The sequence below is a fragment of the Streptococcus mobilis genome, assembly GCF_059727625.1.
Genome location: NZ_AP041823.1, coordinates 779,195 through 798,076 on the forward strand (window position 1 = coordinate 779,195; position 18,882 = coordinate 798,076).

General features: G+C 41.4%; 15 protein-coding genes. 10 read left to right on the forward strand and 5 right to left on the reverse strand.

Annotation, left to right across the window (positions count from 1 at the left end; genetic code table 11):
• Nucleotides 1–91: 91 nt before the first annotated feature.
• Both AC6IZR_RS03720 and AC6IZR_RS03725 read left to right on the forward strand, forming a co-directional pair.
• Nucleotides 92–1,234 (forward strand): 5-methyltetrahydropteroyltriglutamate--homocysteine S-methyltransferase, encoded by a 1,143-nt coding sequence (locus AC6IZR_RS03720; protein ID WP_497848807.1) that lies wholly within the window; start codon nucleotides 92–94, stop codon nucleotides 1,232–1,234.
• 12 nt (nucleotides 1,235–1,246) lie between these two features.
• Nucleotides 1,247–1,978: a cyclase family protein gene (locus AC6IZR_RS03725; RefSeq protein ID WP_371611022.1), complete on the forward strand. Its 732-nt coding sequence runs from the start codon at nucleotides 1,247–1,249 to the stop codon at nucleotides 1,976–1,978.
• Between the two features lie 193 nt (nucleotides 1,979–2,171).
• On the opposite strand, the gene gorA is transcribed toward AC6IZR_RS03725, so the two are convergent.
• Complete coding sequence (gene gorA, locus AC6IZR_RS03730) at nucleotides 2,172–3,521, reverse strand: glutathione-disulfide reductase (RefSeq protein ID WP_155198818.1); 1,350 nt, start codon at nucleotides 3,519–3,521, stop codon at nucleotides 2,172–2,174.
• A gap of 179 nt (nucleotides 3,522–3,700) precedes the next feature.
• Here gorA and AC6IZR_RS03735 point away from each other — a divergent pair, with 179 nt between their 5' ends.
• The 4 genes from AC6IZR_RS03735 to lysS all read left to right on the forward strand — a co-directional run bounded on the left by AC6IZR_RS03735 (nucleotide 3,701) and on the right by lysS (nucleotide 8,639).
• Complete coding sequence (locus AC6IZR_RS03735; RefSeq protein ID WP_155198819.1) at nucleotides 3,701–4,858, forward strand: efflux RND transporter periplasmic adaptor subunit; 1,158 nt, start codon at nucleotides 3,701–3,703, stop codon at nucleotides 4,856–4,858.
• A complete protein-coding gene (locus tag AC6IZR_RS03740) occupies nucleotides 4,842–5,537 on the forward strand; it encodes an ABC transporter ATP-binding protein (protein WP_003002759.1) in 696 nt (231 codons plus the stop codon). The genes AC6IZR_RS03735 and AC6IZR_RS03740 overlap by 17 nt, the downstream gene beginning before the upstream one ends.
• Complete coding sequence (locus tag AC6IZR_RS03745) at nucleotides 5,537–6,880, forward strand: ABC transporter permease (protein WP_497848808.1); 1,344 nt, start codon at nucleotides 5,537–5,539, stop codon at nucleotides 6,878–6,880. Before AC6IZR_RS03740 ends, AC6IZR_RS03745 begins: the two co-directional genes overlap by 1 nt.
• Before the next feature lie 268 nt (nucleotides 6,881–7,148).
• On the forward strand, nucleotides 7,149–8,639 hold the full coding sequence (gene lysS / locus AC6IZR_RS03750; protein WP_049515026.1) for a lysine--tRNA ligase: 1,491 nt from the start codon (nucleotides 7,149–7,151) through the stop codon (nucleotides 8,637–8,639).
• Between the two features lie 36 nt (nucleotides 8,640–8,675).
• On the opposite strand, the gene AC6IZR_RS03755 is transcribed toward lysS, so the two are convergent.
• The 3 genes from AC6IZR_RS03755 to AC6IZR_RS03765 all read right to left on the reverse strand — a co-directional run bounded on the left by AC6IZR_RS03755 (nucleotide 8,676) and on the right by AC6IZR_RS03765 (nucleotide 10,812).
• Complete coding sequence (locus AC6IZR_RS03755; protein WP_497848809.1) at nucleotides 8,676–9,299, reverse strand: histidine phosphatase family protein; 624 nt, start codon at nucleotides 9,297–9,299, stop codon at nucleotides 8,676–8,678.
• A gap of 22 nt (nucleotides 9,300–9,321) precedes the next feature.
• Nucleotides 9,322–9,795, reverse strand: a complete 474-nt coding sequence (locus tag AC6IZR_RS03760) for an aminoacyl-tRNA deacylase (RefSeq protein WP_497848810.1) — start codon at nucleotides 9,793–9,795, stop codon at nucleotides 9,322–9,324.
• Nucleotides 9,796–9,936: 141 nt separating this feature from the next.
• A complete protein-coding gene (locus AC6IZR_RS03765) occupies nucleotides 9,937–10,812 on the reverse strand; it encodes a GH25 family lysozyme (protein ID WP_497848811.1) in 876 nt (291 codons plus the stop codon).
• A gap of 250 nt (nucleotides 10,813–11,062) precedes the next feature.
• On the opposite strand from AC6IZR_RS03765, the gene ftsW reads away from it, so the two are divergent.
• The 4 genes from ftsW (at nucleotide 11,063) to tpiA (ending at nucleotide 17,566) form a co-directional block, all read left to right on the forward strand.
• On the forward strand, nucleotides 11,063–12,304 hold the full coding sequence (ftsW, locus tag AC6IZR_RS03770; RefSeq protein WP_497848812.1) for a cell division peptidoglycan polymerase FtsW: 1,242 nt from the start codon (nucleotides 11,063–11,065) through the stop codon (nucleotides 12,302–12,304).
• Between the two features lie 38 nt (nucleotides 12,305–12,342).
• On the forward strand, nucleotides 12,343–15,168 hold the full coding sequence (gene ppc, locus AC6IZR_RS03775; protein ID WP_497848813.1) for a phosphoenolpyruvate carboxylase: 2,826 nt from the start codon (nucleotides 12,343–12,345) through the stop codon (nucleotides 15,166–15,168).
• 278 nt (nucleotides 15,169–15,446) lie between these two features.
• Nucleotides 15,447–16,643 carry an elongation factor Tu gene (gene tuf / locus AC6IZR_RS03780; protein WP_003008055.1) on the forward strand — a complete coding sequence of 399 codons (1,197 nt, stop codon included), beginning with the start codon at nucleotides 15,447–15,449 and terminating at the stop codon, nucleotides 16,641–16,643.
• 164 nt (nucleotides 16,644–16,807) lie between these two features.
• The gene (tpiA, locus tag AC6IZR_RS03785; protein WP_070661871.1) at nucleotides 16,808–17,566 is read left to right on the forward strand and encodes a triose-phosphate isomerase; all 759 of its coding nucleotides are present in this window, start codon (nucleotides 16,808–16,810) and stop codon (nucleotides 17,564–17,566) included.
• 76 nt (nucleotides 17,567–17,642) lie between these two features.
• On the opposite strand, the gene AC6IZR_RS03790 is transcribed toward tpiA, so the two are convergent.
• Nucleotides 17,643–18,878: an aminoacyltransferase gene (locus AC6IZR_RS03790; RefSeq protein ID WP_497848814.1), complete on the reverse strand. Its 1,236-nt coding sequence runs from the start codon at nucleotides 18,876–18,878 to the stop codon at nucleotides 17,643–17,645.
• Nucleotides 18,879–18,882: the final 4 nt, after the last annotated feature.

An 18,882-nucleotide genomic window follows, 5' to 3' on the forward strand; every position in this document is an offset into this window, starting at 1 on the left:
TTATCCTAAACCCTTGTTTATCAAGTTTTAGACTGCTATAATGGTTGCATTGATGAATTAATGTAAAACTTATAGGAAAGAGGGAATCATATTGACACATACACATGCACCTTATCGTGTAGACCATGTTGGTTCATTTCTTCGTCCAGCCGCTTTGGTTCAAGCTCGTGAAGATTTCGCAGCTGGAAAAATCAGTCAGGCTGACTTAACAAAAGTAGAAGATCAGGCGATTCGTGACCTCGTTGAAAAAGAAATTGCTGCAGGTCTGAAGTCAGTAACAGATGGAGAATTCCGCCGAGCTTATTGGCATCTGGATTTCTTCTGGGGCTTTGGTGGCATTGATCATGTACAAGCTGCTCAAGGCTATCAATTCCATGATGAAACAACCAAGGCGGATTCAGCGCTTGTCGTTGGAAAAATCACAGGAGCCAATCATCCATTTGTAGAGCATTACAAGTTCTTGCGGGATCTTGTAGCAGATGTAGATGGTGTAGAGGCTAAATATACCATTCCAGCACCTGCGCAATTCTATTTTGAATTGATCCGTGATGCAGAACATGTAGAACAATTGAATACCATCTATCCTGATTTTGCGGCTGTTCGTGAAGACATCAAGCAAGCCTATCTTCAAGTGATTCAAGATTTGTATGATGCAGGTCTTCGAACTCTTCAAGTAGATGATTGTACTTGGGGTGTCTTGGTAGATGATAATTTCTTGACGGCTTGGGGAGCAGCTCAAAGCAAGTCAAAAGATGAGGTTCGCCGAGAACTCGCTGATCTCTTCTTGACCTTTAACAACGATGTCTACCAAAATGTTCCAGCTGGTTTGACCGTCAATACGCACGTTTGTCGTGGGAACTTCCATTCTACTTGGGCTTCATCAGGTGGCTATGCGCCGATTGCAAAAGAACTCCTTGGAGAAGAAGCCGTCAATGCTTACTTCCTAGAGTTTGATACTGATCGGGCTGGTGGTTTTGAACCACTTGCGGAAGTAACCCCTGGAAAAGGAGTGGTATTAGGCCTCTTGACATCTAAGAGTGGTCAACTGGAGAACAAGTACGAAGTGATTGCTCGTATTAAAGAAGCGAGTCAGTATGTACCGTTGGAAAATCTATACCTATCTACTCAGTGTGGCTTTGCTTCGACAGAAGAAGGAAACATTTTGACAGAAGAAGACCAATGGAAAAAAATCGGTTTGATTAAGGAAATTGTCGCTGAAGTTTGGGGCGAATAAGGAGGAAGAAACATGTCAGATTTACTAAGTATTTATAAAGAATTGCAAGCTAAAAAATGGGTGGACTTGAGCCACCAAATCAATGCGGAAAGTCCACACTTCCCAGCCCTTCCTGCCTTGCAGCAAGAAGATCTTTTCACATTAAAAGATGGTTTCCATGTTCAAAAATTTACAGTGGTTGGTCAATACGGAACGCATATTGATGCGCCGATTCACTTTGTAGAAGGGGGTCGTTGGTTGGATGAGATTGACCTCAAAGATCTCCTCTTGCCACTCTATGTTATCGACAAGTCTAAAGAAGTTGCAGCCAATCCAAACTTTATCTTGAGCAAACAAGATATCTTAGACTTTGAGGCAGAGCATGGACAAATTACAGAAGGAGCTTTTGTTGCCTTCCGTAGTGATTGGTCAAAACGTTGGCCAGATCAAGATGCTATGCGCAATCTTGATGAAAATGGGGTTCAACAAAGTCCAGGATGGAGCCGTGAAGCCTTGGAATTCTTGATTCATGAACGCCATGTCAAGGCTGTGGGTCATGAAACCTTCGATACCGATGCAGGTATTCCAGCAGCAGAGCATGGCTTGGTCAATGAATACTACCTCTTGGAACAAAATATCTACCAAGTTGAAGTCTTGAACCAATTGGACCAAGTTCCAGCTGTAGGTGCTTTGATTTCGATTGCTTTCCCTCACTGGGACAAGGCAACTGGTTCACCTGTCCGTGCCATTGCCATCTTACCATAAACAAAGAAAAAGAGGCTGGGACAAAAGTCCTAGCCTCTCAATTGTTTTTGGATTGTCGAGCAAGACGCAGTGGTTGAGTGGGCTCTACTACGCTGATTTTATCAGCTTTTACAGCCCTACTCAACTGTGCGGAGGTGGGACGACGAAATCGAATTCTAACGAATCACCGATTTCTGTCCCACTCTCTTATTTTTTATCTCATGGTCACAAATTCTTCGGATCCGGTTGGGTGAATGGCGACGGTTGCGTCGAAATCGGCTTTTGTCGCTCCCATCTTGATAGCAACTGCAAATCCTTGGATCATTTCGTCCACTCCGTAGCCAAGACCATGAAGGCCAACGACCCTTTCTTCGGGACCAGCAGTGATGAGTTTGAATTTTGCTTGCTGGCGGTGTTGGGTAACAGCAGTGTACATGGAAGCAAATTGAGAAGTATAGACTTTGATATTCTCTTTTCCATAAGTTTGCTGGGCTTCTTCCTCCGTTAGGCCAACGGTTCCAATAGCAGGGTGAGAAAAGACAACGGTTGGGATGTTTGTATAATCCATTTTGGCATTGACTTTTCCATTGAATAGTCGTTCAGAAAGAGTGCGTCCAGCTTTAATAGCGACAGGAGTTAATTCTTTTTCTCCTGTAACATCCCCAAGAGCATAGATTCCTGGAATAACTGTATTCTGGTATTCATCCACTGCAATGAATCCTTTTTCATTTAAGGTGACGCCTGCAGCTTCTAGATTGAGATCCTGGACGTTTGGTTTTCGCCCTGTTGCCCAGATAACATGATCTGCCACGTGGCTGGTCATATCCTCAAAATAAATCTTCACACGACCGTCTTCAAATTTTTCAAGCTTCATGGGAACCTTATGTTTGTGAAGCGGAAGGTTTTGTTTTTCCATTTCTTCCATTAAGCCATCGACAATGTAGGAATCAAACTTTCTTAAGGGACGATCACCGCGAACGAAGAGATCGGTCTGAACACCTAGGGCATGGAGCACACCGGCTAGTTCCACTGCAATGTAGCCAGCTCCAATAATGGCAACAGATGTAGGAAGTTCTTCCCAAGCAAAGACATCATCAGACGTTTCGCCAAATTCAGCTCCAGGAACAGAAGGAATAAAAGGATGGGCACCGGTCGCAATTACGATATGCTTGGCCTTAATGGTTTCTCCATTTACCTCAACCGTATGAGCATCCACAAAACGAGCACGTCCTTCAATTCGTTCAACCCCATTGCGTTTGAAACTGCCATCATAGGAATTACGGGAACGGTCAATATAGGCTTCGCGATTTTTTCTTAAGGTTGCAAAATCAAATTTTGTTTGTTCAGAAGTAAATCCATAGTCTGGTCCATAATCGCGAATAGCTTCTGCAATTTGCGCACCATACCACATAATCTTTTTAGGCACACATCCTCTGTTGACACAGGTGCCACCCAATTGTTTTTCTTCAATGACAGCAGCGCTCGCTCCGTACTCTCCAGCCCGGTTCATCGTAGCGATTCCTCCACTACCTCCACCGATTGAAATAATATCAAATTCTTTCATGTTTTCCTCCTAAATGGGATTTCAGTTTGATTGTAATATCAACTGTTACAAAAGTCAAGGGTTTAGCATGTTACCAAGCATTTAAATTTCATTTTGCCGTATCAATTTTAGATAGAAAAGTAAGGAAATATGGTATACTATGGTATAGAATAAAACGCTTTCTTTGATGGAGAAAAACGATGAAGAAATTGAAAAAATGGCAACTATTTACAGCTGCAGGTGCAGCAATTGTGGTGATTGGAACAGGAAGTGTGATGATGTTTTCGCACCCAAGTACTCCTGATCAAGCAATCACGAAAGAAACTCCAATGGTGCAAACGGTCAAGGATGGATCGATCGCTTCTTCAGTCTTGTTAACTGGGAAAGTCACTGCCAACCAGGAACAGTATGTCTATTTTGATGGAACCAAAGGGGATTTGCAGTCGATTTTGGTCAATGTAGGAGATCAAGTGACGGCCGGTCAGCCAATTGTTCAGTATAGTAGTACAGAGGCCCAAACCGCTTATGATGCAGCCGTTCGTGCTGTCAATAAGGCAGATCGTCAGTTAAATGACTTACTGACAAATGGTGTGACCATTGATACGACAGGCGATGAAGAAGCAGATGCCAAATCAGCTTCGCAGACCCAGCGAACAGTCGATTCTCAAGCTAGCGATTTACGAGATGCTAAGTCGGATGCGGTCGATAATATGAACAAGGCTAAGGCTCTTCTGGATGCGACAACAGTTAGGAGTAATACAGATGGTACCGTGGTCGAAGTCAATAAAGATGTTTCAAAATCGACTACAGGGACCAACCAAACTTTGGTTCACATTGTGAGCAACGGAAATTTACAAGTCAAAGGGGAATTGTCTGAATACAATTTGGCCAATATCTCTGAAGGTCAGGAAGTGGTCCTCACTTCCAAGGTATATCCGGATAAAACCTGGACAGGAAAGATTTCTTATGTAGCCAACTATCCGACCGACGCGGGTCAAGCAGGTGCCAATGCAGCAGGTGGAACACAAGGAAGCGGAGGAGCCAAGTACCCATTCACAGTAGATATTACCAGTGAAATTGGAGAACTCAAACAAGGCTTTTCTGTCAATATTGAAGTCAAAAGTTCTACTCAACATCCCCTTGTTCCCGTGACAAGTGTCATGGCTGATGGGGACACGAGTTATGTATGGACGGTCGAAAATGGCAAGGCTAAGAAAGTAAAAGTAACGCTTGGTAACGCCGATGCTGAAAACCAGGAAATCTTGTCAGGCTTGAAGAAAGATGCTCAAGTTATTGTGAATCCTAATGAGAAACTGGAAGATGGAAAAGAGATCGGAAAATATGACAAAATTGATTGAACTAAAAGGAATCAATAAAACCTATAAAAATGGGGATCAGGAACTTCGTGTCTTAAAAGACATCGATTTAGAAGTCGAAGAGGGAGAATTTGTGGCCATTATGGGTCCATCTGGCTCAGGGAAATCGACCTTGATGAACGTCATTGGCTTGTTGGACCGCCCGACCAGTGGAGAGTATTTCCTAGAAGGTCAGGAGGTTGGAAATCTCAGTGAGAAAAAATTAGCACGTGTTCGAAATGAACAGATCGGTTTTGTCTTTCAACAATTCTTTCTTCTCTCCAAGCTCAATGCCTTTCAAAATGTAGAACTGCCTCTCATTTATGCAGGAGTTCATCCTGCTAAACGGAAGGAATTAGCTGAGCAGTACCTTGAAAAGGTAGAGCTCCATTCTCGCATGCACCATTTGCCTTCAGAGCTCTCAGGGGGTCAAAAACAGCGGGTTGCGATAGCTCGAGCTCTCGTCAATCAGCCAGCCATCGTCTTAGCAGATGAGCCGACTGGAGCCCTAGATACCAAGACAGGGGAGCAAATAATGGACTTGTTAACCAAGCTAAACCAAGAAGGAAAAACCATTATCATGGTTACACACGAGCCAGAAATTGCAGCCTTTGCGCATCGTCGCATCGTCATTCGTGATGGAGTGATCTCCTCAGATAGCAAGCTGGAAAGGGGGACCTAATGCAAAATTGGAAATTTGCGATCAGCTCAATTATGAGCCATAAATTACGGTCTTTCTTGACCATGGTGGGGATCATTATTGGGGTCGCTTCTGTGGTTGTCATCATGGCTCTGGGAGATGGTATGAAAGCTGGTGTCACCAAGACCTTCACCAAGGACCAAGAGTATGTACAAATCTCTTATTCTCCCAACAAGAGTGGCTATGTGACTGGGATCAATATTGGCCCTTCTGATGATACTGGAGAAGGAGAAGGCGGAGGCGAAAGTGGCCCTGCAGCTGAAGACCGAGGGATGGCTGCTCCATCGGATATCGATGGGGAAAACGCTGAAGATGTTGATGGTCAAGTCCAAGAAGCACCACCAGTTGTGCAAGAATCTTGGGTTAAGGAATTAACCAAGATTCAAGGCATCGATGGTTACTATGTTAGCAATACCTCCAATGCAACCATTGCTTTTCAAAAGAAAAAAGCAGAAGGGGTAAACATCCAAGGAGTAAATGAAACCTATTTTTCTGTCAAAAAGGTTGAGCTCTTATCTGGACGAAAATTAACCCCTTCAGACTATAGTAATTTCTCCCGGGTGGTGCTCCTTGATGAAGGATTGGCCCAACAATTATTTGGAACGGAGAATCCACTGAATCAGGTGGTCTCTGTTGGGGATAACAATTATCGCGTCGTTGGTATTTTCAAGGATCCAAATGCAGGAAAAGCTCTTTACGGAGCTTCCTCAGGTGGAAGTGCCTTGATGGCCAATACCCAACTCGCCTCTGAATTCGGAACGGATGAAATTCAAAATATTGTCGTCCATGTGCCAGATGTGAAGCAGATTAAAACCGTTGGGATTGAGGCTGCTCAAAAGTTAACAGAACTTTCAGGTGTTCGCCAAGGAGAATTTCAAATCTTTAATTTGGATAGCATCCTAGAGGAAACCAAAAAAGTAGTAGGAATTATGACGTCAGTGATCGGTGCCATTGCAGGGATTTCCCTTTTGGTTGGCGGGATTGGAGTCATGAATATCATGTTGGTTTCTGTGACAGAGCGGACGAGAGAAATTGGTCTTCGCAAAGCATTGGGAGCAACTCGAGGTAAGATTCTGGTTCAATTTTTGATTGAGTCGATGGTCTTGACCATCATTGGTGGGCTGATTGGACTTGGACTTGCTTATGGTGTGAATAGCTTGATTACTACACTCGCAGCAGCCTCCCTAGAAGGCCCACCGATTATTTCCTTAAATGTCGCTATCGGCAGTATTATTTTCTCTGCTTTTGTAGGCATCATCTTTGGAATTTTACCAGCGAATAAGGCTTCTAAGTTAAATCCGATCGAAGCACTGCGTTATGAATAAAAATAGGAGCGAGTCAGGATGAATGGTTTAAGATTCTCCACGCTCCTTTTTGCTGCTGTTGTTGAATAGTTTGTCGAAACCTTTTCAATTATCTCGCCCTGTACAGGTTAAACAGTTTAAGCAGTCAACGACAGTTTTCGGATATTATTTGAGTATAGCTTCGAGAGGTTACATTTTACCTAGCCTTATTTTTGTTTAATTGGTAAATATTAGTGAATTTCTGGTCCAAATATGATAGAATAGGGGAGAATAACTTAGGAGGTTCCAAATGACTACTGAACACATGGAAGAATTGAATGACCAGCAGATTGTCCGTCGTGAGAAAATGGCGGCCCTTCGTGAACAAGGAATCGATCCATTTGGGAAGCGATTCGAACGCACTGCAAATTCAGGTCAATTAAAAGAAAAATATTCAGAATTAGATAAAGAACAACTCCACGACTTGAACGAAACAGCTATTATTGCTGGTCGTCTCGTAACAAAACGTGGAAAAGGAAAGGTTGGCTTTGCCCATCTTCAAGACCGTGAAGGTCAAATTCAGATCTACGTTCGTAAGGACGCTGTTGGAGAAGAAAACTACGAAATCTTCAAAAAAGCAGACCTTGGTGATTTCCTTGGTGTTGAAGGGGAAATCATGCGCACAGACATGGGTGAACTTTCGATTAAAGCAACTCATATCACTCACTTGTCAAAAGCCCTTCGTCCCTTGCCTGAAAAATTCCACGGACTTTCAGATGTTGAAACCATCTATCGCAAACGTTATTTGGATTTGATTTCAAACCGTGAAAGCTTCGAACGCTTTGTAACCCGTTCAAAAATCATCTCTGAAATCCGTCGTTATTTAGATGGTCAAGGATTCCTTGAAGTGGAAACACCAGTGCTTCACAATGAAGCTGGGGGTGCGGCTGCTAAACCATTTATCACTCATCACAATGCACAAAACATTGATATGGTGCTTCGTATCGCGACGGAGCTTCACTTGAAACGTTTGATTGTTGGTGGGATGGAACGTGTTTACGAAATCGGACGGATTTTCCGTAACGAGGGAATGGATGCTACTCACAACCCTGAATTCACTTCGATCGAAGTGTATCAAGCTTACGCTGATTTCCACGATATCATGGACTTGACAGAAGGTATCATCCAACATGCTGCGAAAGCGGTCCATGGAGATGGTCCAATTGACTATCAAGGAACAGAAATCAAAATCAACGAACCTTTCAAACGAGTTCACATGGTTGATGCGATCAAAGAAATCACAGGTATTGACTTCTGGCAAGACATGACCTTTGAAGAAGCTGTAGCTCTTGCAAACGAAAAACATGTACCAGTTGAAAAACACTACACAGAAGTGGGACAAATTATCAATGCCTTCTTCGAAGAATTTGTTGAAGAAACCTTGACGCAACCAACTTTTGTTTATGGTCACCCAGTAGCAGTGTCACCTTTGGCTAAGAAAAATCCAGAAGACCCACGCTTCACTGACCGTTTCGAACTCTTCATCATGACCAAAGAGTATGCCAATGCCTTCACAGAATTGAATGACCCGATCGATCAATTGCAACGTTTTGAAGCGCAAGCGCGTGCGAAAGAATTGGGAGATGACGAAGCTACAGGCATCGACTATGACTATGTTGAAGCCCTTGAATATGGTATGCCACCAACAGGTGGACTTGGAATTGGTATTGACCGTCTCGTTATGTTGTTGACCAATGTGACAACGATTCGCGACGTTCTTCTCTTCCCAACCATGAAATAAGCTAAAAGAAAACACTGATCTTGCGATCAGTGTTTTTTAGTCTTCCATATAAGAGGTGTCGTTCCAAGTATCTAAGTGATAGTGCTCAAAATCATCTGTTGTTAGAATCGTCACGCTGGCATTATCTAGTCCGCCATTTTTGCGGAGTTCTCCGATTTCATAACCGAGCAAGGTTCGAATAGAAGCTGTCAAATTAGCTCCGTGTCCAACAATGAGAACGGTATCGAGCTCTTTCCCTTTTAGACTTTTTACAAAATCACAGGTACGTTTGGTTGTTTCATAAACAGATTCTGCATCAAAGATTTCATTTTGAAAACGAGCTAGGTTATGTCGAAACGCATCCATTTGTTGGGGATAGATGGCCGAAATGGTAGAAATTTTAGCTCCTTCTAATTTTCCCAAATTCCACTCACGAAGAGCAGGCGTTGGTTGCAATTTTAGAGGTGTCTTCAATTGATCGAGAATGATCTGTGCGGTATGGACTGTTCGTGGTAGATCGCTTGCAAAGGCTGCATCAAAAGGAACAGTAGCCAGGTGCTTTCCTAATTTTTCAAGCTGATGAATAGAGGCTGGTAACAGCGGAGAATCGCCATTTGATCCCTGAAAACGTCCTTCTTCATTCCATTCTGTCCGTCCGTGTCGAATAAAATATAGTTTCACAATCTTGTCTCCTTCTCTGTCATTATTCTAAAATATCTGCAAAAGTCGCTTGTACGAAGTCTGCTAGAAGTTGTGGTTTGATTTGAATACTATGGCCGATTTCCCCAGCAGATACGATCATGGTTTCTAACTGAAGGGCTGATTCATCGATAAAGATTGGGAAAGAATGCTTTTGACGAATGCCCACCGGATTATTGGCCCCATGAATATAACCAGTTGTTTTTTCAAGATCTTTTTGAGGAATCATAGCGATTTTCTTATTCCCTGATAATTTGGCTAACTTTTTCTCTGAAAGATGCTCTGTAATAGGAATGATCCCAATCACGGGCCCCGTTTTATCTCCTTTGAGAGCTAGGGTTTTGAAAATAGTAGAGCGATCAATTCTTTCTGGTAAGATCCCTTCTAAAGCGTTGATTTGTAAGCCTATGTGCTCAATTTTTGCTTTAGTCAAGATCTGCTCGACCAAGGTTTTCTTCACCTTATTTTTTTTTGCCATGGCTTTCTCCTTTTCTCTTTTTCTCTACAAAATCAGATTTCATTAGACCATTATAACATATAATAGCAGCGATATTGTCTCAACCTCTAAACATAGAAAACAGCAGAAAAAGTGAAGATCACTTGATCTGCTGTTTTAAGGCTATGAGGAAGAGCCATCTTTTTGTACCTTGAATAGTTTCCGATAAATTGCTTCTTGGTCTTGCGTCGGAGCAATTTGGTTGAGATCCAAGTAGTGTGAGAATCCATTTAATTGCCCTTGAGAGGTATATTGATGCAAGTCGTATTCCGTGTTGGTATCTGGCGCAGCATTATAATAGCCATCATCAAATCCATAAGTAGGAATCCAAAGAGCCGTAAATTTATCAGTGGAGATACTATGTTCTTCCATGAAGTAGGTTCCGATATAGAGTCCAATATTTTTGGCACCCAAAGCTTGTAGTTTTGCTCGGAAAGCTTCAACACCTGCGTTCATATCCTTCATGGTTTTTTCCTCAACATCTAACCAATAGTAGGTCGGCTTGTAAGGAGAAGCAGCCTTGTAAAATTCTTCTGCTTCTTTTTCCATTTCTTTTTTATCCTTAGCAGCGACATAAGCATAGACCGCGACTGGGATATTTCGTTTTTGGAATTCTTGGATATGGGTTTTATAGGATTTATCCAGACCATTTAAGTGGGTCGCCGCATTTTCCTTTTTAGCTTGAGCCCCACTATGGACACGAACGATCACACCTCCCACATTTTGGGAGAGAACATCGTAATCAATTTCACTAGGCAATTGCCAGCCTGAGATATCAATGATTGGACGGCCAACCAGTTCTGGATTGATGTCTTCTTCTTTTTTAGAAGAAGAGCTTGCAGTGGTTGTTTTTTTAGGTGTATTGGAGTTCGGAATGGTTTTGGTTGTTGCTTGTTGCTCTCTGGCTTGCAGATCGGCAATCGTTCGTGAAAGAACCAGAAAAGAAATGAAACCGATAAAAAAGACCAAGAGAACAACGGGTTTTATCCTTTTTCTCATACAGAGTCATTTTACCGTAAAAAAAACGAAAAGGCAAAACTTAATGCTTAAAAGATCCCAATTTCAGCCATTATTTTCAAAAAAAAGGAATCTTTTCATCGAAAAAGGATAAAAATATATGAAAATAAGAAAGATATTAAGAATATTTCTTGAAAATGGGGAAGAAGCCGAATCTTTTCTAGCCTTTCCTTGGTTTTGCTTCTTAAAAATGATATAATGGAGGTTGAACATTAGGAAAATATGGTGAATTATGAAAATTGAAAAAAGACATCTTTTAAATTATTCCATCCTCATTCCCTATTTGATTTTATCCATTATTGGTTTGATTGTAGTCTATTCGACAACAAGTGCCTTGGCAATTCAAAGTGGAGTGAGTTCGATTCGAATGGTACGGACACAGGGGCTCTTCTTCATCTTTAGTCTCCTAACCATTGCCTTGATTTATAAATTTAGCCTAGACTTCCTGCGAAATAAAAAAGTACTGGCTGTTGTCATTTTTGCTGAAGTGATTTTGTTGATTTTGTCTAGGTTTATCACAGATACCGTCAATGGAGCTCACGGTTGGTTGACGATTCCTGGAGGCTTTAGTATCCAGCCGGCTGAATACCTCAAGGTGATCTTAGTCTGGTATCTGGCCTTGATCTTTTCGAAACGACAAGATGAAATCCGTGATTATGATTATCAAGCCTTGACCCATAATGAATGGATTCCAAGGAATTTAAACGATTGGCGTTGGCTGACCTTGATTCTGATTGGAATCGTTGTGATTATGCCGGACTTGGGAAATGCGACGATCTTGGCCTTAACGGTCTTGATCATGATTACGGCTAGTGGAGTGGGCTATCGTTGGTTTACCTCTTTACTTGGTTTAGTTGTAGGAGCATCCACCATTGTCCTTGGTTCAATTTGGATTATCGGTGTGGACCGTGTCGCTAAAATTCCTGTCTTTGGTTATGTAGCCAAACGTTTTAGTGCCTTCTTTAACCCCTTTAATGACTTGTCTGGCGCAGGTCACCAATTAGCTAATTCTTACTATGCAATGAGTAACGGTGGTTGGTTTGGCTTGGGGCTAGGAAATTCCATTGAAAAACAAGGTTACTTACCAGAAGCGCACACAGACTTTGTGTTTGCGATCGTGATTGAAGAATTAGGTTTTGTTGGAGCTAGCTTGATCCTTGCTCTCCTATTTTTCTTAATTCTTCGGATCATTTTAGTCGGTATTCGAGCAAAGAATCCTTTTAATTCGATGATGGCCATTGGGATCGGTGGGATGATCTTAGTGCAAACCTTCATTAACATCGGAGGAATTTCTGGTTTGATTCCGTCTACAGGAGTGACCTTCCCCTTCTTATCCCAAGGGGGAAATAGCTTATGGGTCTTATCCGTAGCGATTGCTTTCGTTTTGAATATCGATGCTAGTGAAAAACGGGCTAAGATGGAACAAGAAGGCATGGTTTTTGAAGAAAAAGGTAAAATCAAACCTTATTATTAAAAGGGAATTGTTGAATGGCTATTCAAAAAGGAGAAAAAATGGTCTTACAAAAATTAGAGAACTTCACAAATAAAGATATTATCAAAGAAGAAGCCGAAATCTTAACCAATTTATTAGATGATATTACGAAAAATTTGGTTCGTCCGGAAACCTTTGATAAAATTACGCAGTTGAAGGATCTATCAAAAACACAGAACTATCGTGAGTTGAATCAAATAGTGGAACAATTGACAAATGAAGAAATGACAGTGATTTCACGTTATTTTGCCATTTTACCACTCTTGATTAACATCTCAGAAGATGTCGATTTGGCCTATGAAATCAATCATTTGAATAACGTGGATGGTGAATACCTCGGAAAACTTTCTTCAACCATCAAAGAAGTTGCGAAAAATGAAGATGCACAAGAAATTCTTGAAAATCTCAATATTGTACCTGTTTTAACAGCCCATCCAACTCAAGTGCAACGAAAAACCATGCTGGATTTAACCAATCATATTCATGCTCTTCTTCGCCAGCACCGGGATGTTAAAGCTGGTTTAATGAATGAGAATAAGTGGTACAACAACCTTCGTTGTAATATCGAAATCATGATGCAAACGGATATGATTCGTGACAAAAAATTGAAGGTTACTAATGAGATCACCAACGTCATGGAATATTACAATAGTTCTTTCTTACAAGCTGTTCCAAACCTAATGTTGGAATACAAACGCTTGGCAAAAGAACATGGGTTAGAGCTTGAACAACCACGTCCGATTACAATGGGCATGTGGATTGGGGGAGACCGGGACGGAAATCCGTTTGTAACTGCTGAGACCTTGAAACGTTCAGCAACCATTCAAAGTGAAGTCATTTTGAACTATTACATCGAAAAGATTTCTAAATTATACCGTCATTTCTCCCTTTCAACTAGTCTTTCTAAAACAAGTGAAGCAGTAGCTGAAATGGCTGCCCTATCAAGTGATACCTCCGTCTTTCGTGAAAAAGAACCTTACCGTCGGGCTTTCCACTATATCCAATCAAAATTGATCCAAACCTTGGTCAATTTAAAAGAATGGACGATGGTGGGAGAAACCAGAGAAGATCGTTATGCTGTCGAGAGGTTATTAGGAGCAAATGCTCATCAACAAGGGCCAGTTTCTGATTATATTGGCAATCGTATCTCTGGAGCTCTAAAGAAAATTTCTGAGAAAGAAGCTCCAGCTTATGCATCAGCTCAAGAATTTAAAGAAGACCTTGAAAAGATCAAAGATTCCTTGTTAGAAAACAAATCAGAGTATTTAATTTCTGGTGAGTTTGCAGAACTTCTAGAAGCCATCGATGTTTTTGGATTCTATCTGGCCTCTATTGATATGCGTCAGGATTCGAGTGTACATGAAGCCTGTGTGGCAGAATTGCTGAAATCAGCAGGGATTAATGACCACTATTCTGAATTATCAGAGGATGAAAAGTGTCAAGTTCTCTTGAAAGAACTTTTAGAAGATCCACGTATTTTATCAGCAACTCATGCTGAAAAATCTGAACTGCTTGAAAAAGAATTAGCGATTTTCCAAACGGCCCGTGAATTGAAGGATCGTTTAGGAGAAGAAGTCATTCGTCAAAACATCATCTCTCATGCAACAAGTGTGTCAGATATGTTAGAATTGGCTGTGATGTTGAAAGAAGTGGGCTTAGTCGATACGGAAAAAGCTCGCGTTCAAATCGTACCGTTGTTTGAAACGATCGAAGACTTGGATCACTCAGAAGAAACCATGAGAAGTTACTTGTCTCTTCCGATTGCCAAACGTTGGATTGCTTCTAAGAACAACTACCAAGAGATTATGTTAGGATACTCTGATTCCAACAAAGATGGTGGATACTTGTCTTCATGCTGGACGCTCTTTAAAGCCCAACAACAATTGACCGCTATCGGAGATGAGTTTGGAGTGAAGATTACCTTCTTCCATGGTCGTGGTGGTACTGTTGGTCGTGGTGGAGGTCCTACTTATGAAGCCATCACTTCTCAACCGTTGAAATCCATTAATGACCGTATCCGCTTAACTGAGCAAGGGGAAGTGATCGGCAATAAATATGGAAATAAAGATGCTGCCTACTACAACCTTGAGATGCTCGTTTCTGCAACCATTAACCGAATGATTGCCGAACAAAAGAGTCCATTCTCTATGTTTGATCGTTTCGGGGAAGTCATGGATAAAGTCGTGGACCGTAGTTACGATATCTATCGTGATTTGGTCTTTGGAAATGAGCACTTCTATGATTACTTCTTTGAATCAAGTCCGATCAAAGCAATTTCAAGTTTTAATATTGGTTCACGTCCAGCTGCTCGTAAGACCATTACAGAAATTGGTGGTTTGCGTGCTATTCCTTGGGTCTTCTCTTGGTCACAAAGTCGGGTGATGTTCCCTGGTTGGTATGGAGTAGGTTCTAGCTTTAAGGAATTTATCGATGAGGATCCTGAGAATATCGAAACCCTTCGATACATGTATAAAAACTGGCCTTTCTTCCAATCTCTCTTGTCAAATGTGGATATGGTCTTATCCAAAGCTAATATGGATATTGCCTTTGAGTACGCGCAATTGTGTGAAGAAGAAGAAGTTCGCAATATCTATCAGATTATCTTACATGAATGGCAATTGACCAAGGACATCATCTTGATGATTGAGGAACAAGACGAGTTGCTCGCTGAAAATCCTTATTTGAAAGAAAGTTTGGACTATCGGATGCCATACTTTAACGTCTTGAACTATATTCAGTTAGAATTGATTCGACGTCAAAGGACTGGACAACTACCAGCCGATCAAGACAAGCTAATCCATATTACGATCAATGGAGTGGCTACAGGATTACGAAATTCAGGTTAAAAAAATCGGAACATTGTTCCGATTTTTTTAGTCCCTGATATTAAAGGACCAAAAGGTATGTAATGGCTTAAATAGAAGATTTCAAATGAGAATTTTCAAAGCTAGAACAGGATCTTTCAGCAAGCTGATAAAATAAAAGAAAAGAAGAGGAATAATTAAGAAAATATAGGTAAAAGGCTTGCAATTTTATCTAAAATTCGATAGAATAGTAAGGAAAGTTAGACTGTATTGCCTACTGTCTATCTATAAAATATATTTTATTGGAGGCTTTTACTCAAATGGCAAAAGAAAAATACGATCGTAGTAAACCGCACGTTAACATCGGTACAATCGGACACGTTGACCACGGAAAAACTACCCTAACTGCAGCAATCACAACTGTTTTGGCACGTCGCTTGCCTTCATCAGTTAACCAACCTAAAGACTATGCGTCTATCGATGCTGCTCCAGAAGAACGCGAACGCGGTATCACTATCAACACTGCACACGTTGAGTACGAAACTGCTAAACGTCACTACGCTCACATCGACGCTCCAGGACACGCGGACTACGTTAAAAACATGATCACTGGTGCCGCTCAAATGGACGGAGCTATCCTTGTAGTAGCTTCAACTGACGGACCAATGCCACAAACACGTGAACACATCCTTCTTTCACGTCAGGTTGGTGTTAAACACTTGATCGTCTTCATGAACAAAGTTGACTTGGTTGACGATGAAGAATTGCTTGAATTGGTTGAAATGGAAATCCGTGACCTTCTTTCAGAATACGATTTCCCAGGTGATGACCTTCCAGTTATCCAAGGTTCAGCTCTTAAAGCTCTTGAAGGTGACTCTAAATATGAAGATATCATCATGGAATTGATGGATACTGTTGATGAGTACATCCCAGAACCAGAACGCGATACTGACAAACCATTGCTTCTTCCAGTCGAAGACGTATTCTCAATCACTGGACGTGGTACAGTTGCTTCAGGACGTATCGACCGTGGTGTTGTTCGTGTCAACGACGAAATCGAAATCGTTGGTATCAAAGACGAAATCCAAAAAGCAGTTGTTACTGGTGTTGAAATGTTCCGTAAACAACTTGACGAAGGTCTTGCAGGGGATAACGTTGGTGTGCTTCTTCGTGGTATCCAACGTGATGAAATCGAACGTGGACAAGTTATCGCTAAACCAGGTTCAATCAACCCACACACTAAATTCAAAGGTGAAGTTTACATCCTTACTAAAGAAGAAGGTGGACGTCATACTCCATTCTTCAACAACTACCGTCCACAGTTCTACTTCCGTACAACTGACGTAACTGGATCTATCGAACTTCCAGCTGGAACTGAAATGGTAATGCCTGGTGATAACGTGACTATCGACGTTGAGTTGATCCACCCAATCGCCGTTGAACAAGGTACTACATTCTCAATCCGTGAAGGTGGACGTACTGTTGGTTCAGGTATGGTTACTGAAATCGAAGCTTAATTCGATCTAGTTCCCAGATTAACAATTATATAGACAGACAGAAAACCCCGTGAAGACGGGGTTTTTATTTTGGTAAAAAGTAAAATGAGCTTGTGCAACCTTTCATTATGACGAAAATTATGGTAAAATAGATAGTATAAAATTAGAAAAAAGAGGTATGTGAAATGTCACGTAAACCATTTATCGCTGGTAACTGGAAAATGAACAAAAATCCAGAAGAAGCAAAAGCATTCGTTGAAGCTGTAGCATCAAAACTTCCTTCAGCTGACCTTGTTGAAGCTGGTATCGCAGTTCCTGCAGTTGACTTGACAACTGTTCTTGCTGCTGCTAAAGGTTCAAACCTTAAAGTTGCTGCCCAAAACACTTACTTTGAAAATGCCGGTGCCTTCACTGGTGAAACTAGCCCACAAGTTTTGAAAGAAATCGGTACTGACTACGTTGTTATCGGTCACTCAGAACGTCGTGACTACTTCCATGAAACTGATGAAGATATCAACAAAAAAGCAAAAGCAATCTTTGCGAACGGTATGCTTCCAATCATCTGTTGTGGTGAAAGCCTTGAAACTTACGAAGCTGGTAAAGCAGCAGAATTCGTAGGAGCTCAAGTTTCAGCTGCTCTTGCTGGATTGACTGCAGAACAAGTCGCTTCAACAGTTATCGCATACGAACCAATCTGGGCGATCGGTACTGGTAAATCAGCTTCACAAGACGACGCACAAAAAATGTGTAAAGTTGTTCGTGACGTTGTAGCTGCTGACTTTGGTCAAGAAGTGGCTGACAAAGTACGTGTTCAATACGGTGGTTCAGTGAAACCTGAAAACGTTGCTGAATACATGGCTTGTCCAGACGTTGACGGAGCTCTTGTAGGTGGTGCATCACTTGACCCAGAAAGCTTCTTGGCATTGCTTGACTTTGTTAAATAATGACATATAAAAAGGCGAGAGGTTTCTCGTCTTTTTTTATAGAAGAAAAGACCAGCTACAAAGCTGGTCTTTTGAGTTAGGAACGTCCTAATAGTTTCTTAATGAGAGAAATCAGTTTGTATTTCAGAGGACTTGGGTAATAGCGGAAGGTCCCCATCTTACGAACGATGTAGCCATTGAAGTTTTGTTTGAAACGAAGAACACCGTCTGACCTGTCAAAGATTCCTTGAATACCCAGGAAGTTATATCTTGGGATACCACGTTTGATGGTTTCAAGCATCATATATTCTTGGAGAACAGCAGGAGCATAGAACTTATTAAATTCTGTATAAGAGCCACTGAATAAATAGGTGGATTCTTGTGGCATATAGACGAAGAGGCTACCTGCAAGAATGACGTCTTGATCTCCATATTTTTCAATATATTCTTTTGCGTCCTTCTTTCTCACCTCAAAGGTATCAAACTGGCTAGAGAATTCACGAAGTTGATTTTGTTTTTTTTCTGAATTGGGGTTGACTTCAAGATCCTTCTGTAATTTCTCAATCTTCTGAGCTAGTTTTCCTTGGTCTTTTTCAAGATTCGTGTAGTAATGGTGGAAGTTCAGCGTTGCGATCATGAAATCTGCTTTGTCGCCAAAACTGTCATAGAAAGTTTGGTAATAATCCAAGGTCTTATCCTGATAGTCGCGACGGTCACTGGTAGAAGAAGTAATATCCTTAAAGAGTTGCAGTTCATCTCGGTTTAATCGTTTCAGTTCAATACCGAAAGATTTGGCTTTCTTGACAAGTGGCTTTCCTTTTTTACTGAAGCTCTTGAGAAGATTTTTTTCGGTGATGCCCTCCATATCTTTCACATAATGCCAATCACCTTCTCCACCTGGATAACCTGTTGTTAAACCATCATGCTGATAGCCCAAGTTTTTAAGGGTATCCATAAAATGGGTTTGCTCTTCACTGGTTGGATTGCCGTCACTGTCAAAGGTTTGATAGGTATCATAGGGCTTGATAACGAGTTCAATAGCTCCATTCTCTTTCGCATAGTCTTTTAAGGCTGCATAGAAGGGTTCTAGCATAGCCTCCTCTTGGTAAAGGGGGCCAGAATTGATTTCCATATGGAGACCACCTGTCATAGGAAGACTGTACAAGATCGCTGCCACTTGGACTTGATCTTCTTGTTTCCAAGCGATAAATTGGACCGTGTTTCCTCGCTTTTCAAGCAGATCTGCCATTTCAGCAGACTGGATAAAAGAGCGATGGGAGACAGTATTTGCAAATGAGGTAAATTCTTCTTTTGAAATTGTCGTAAGAGTCATGTAA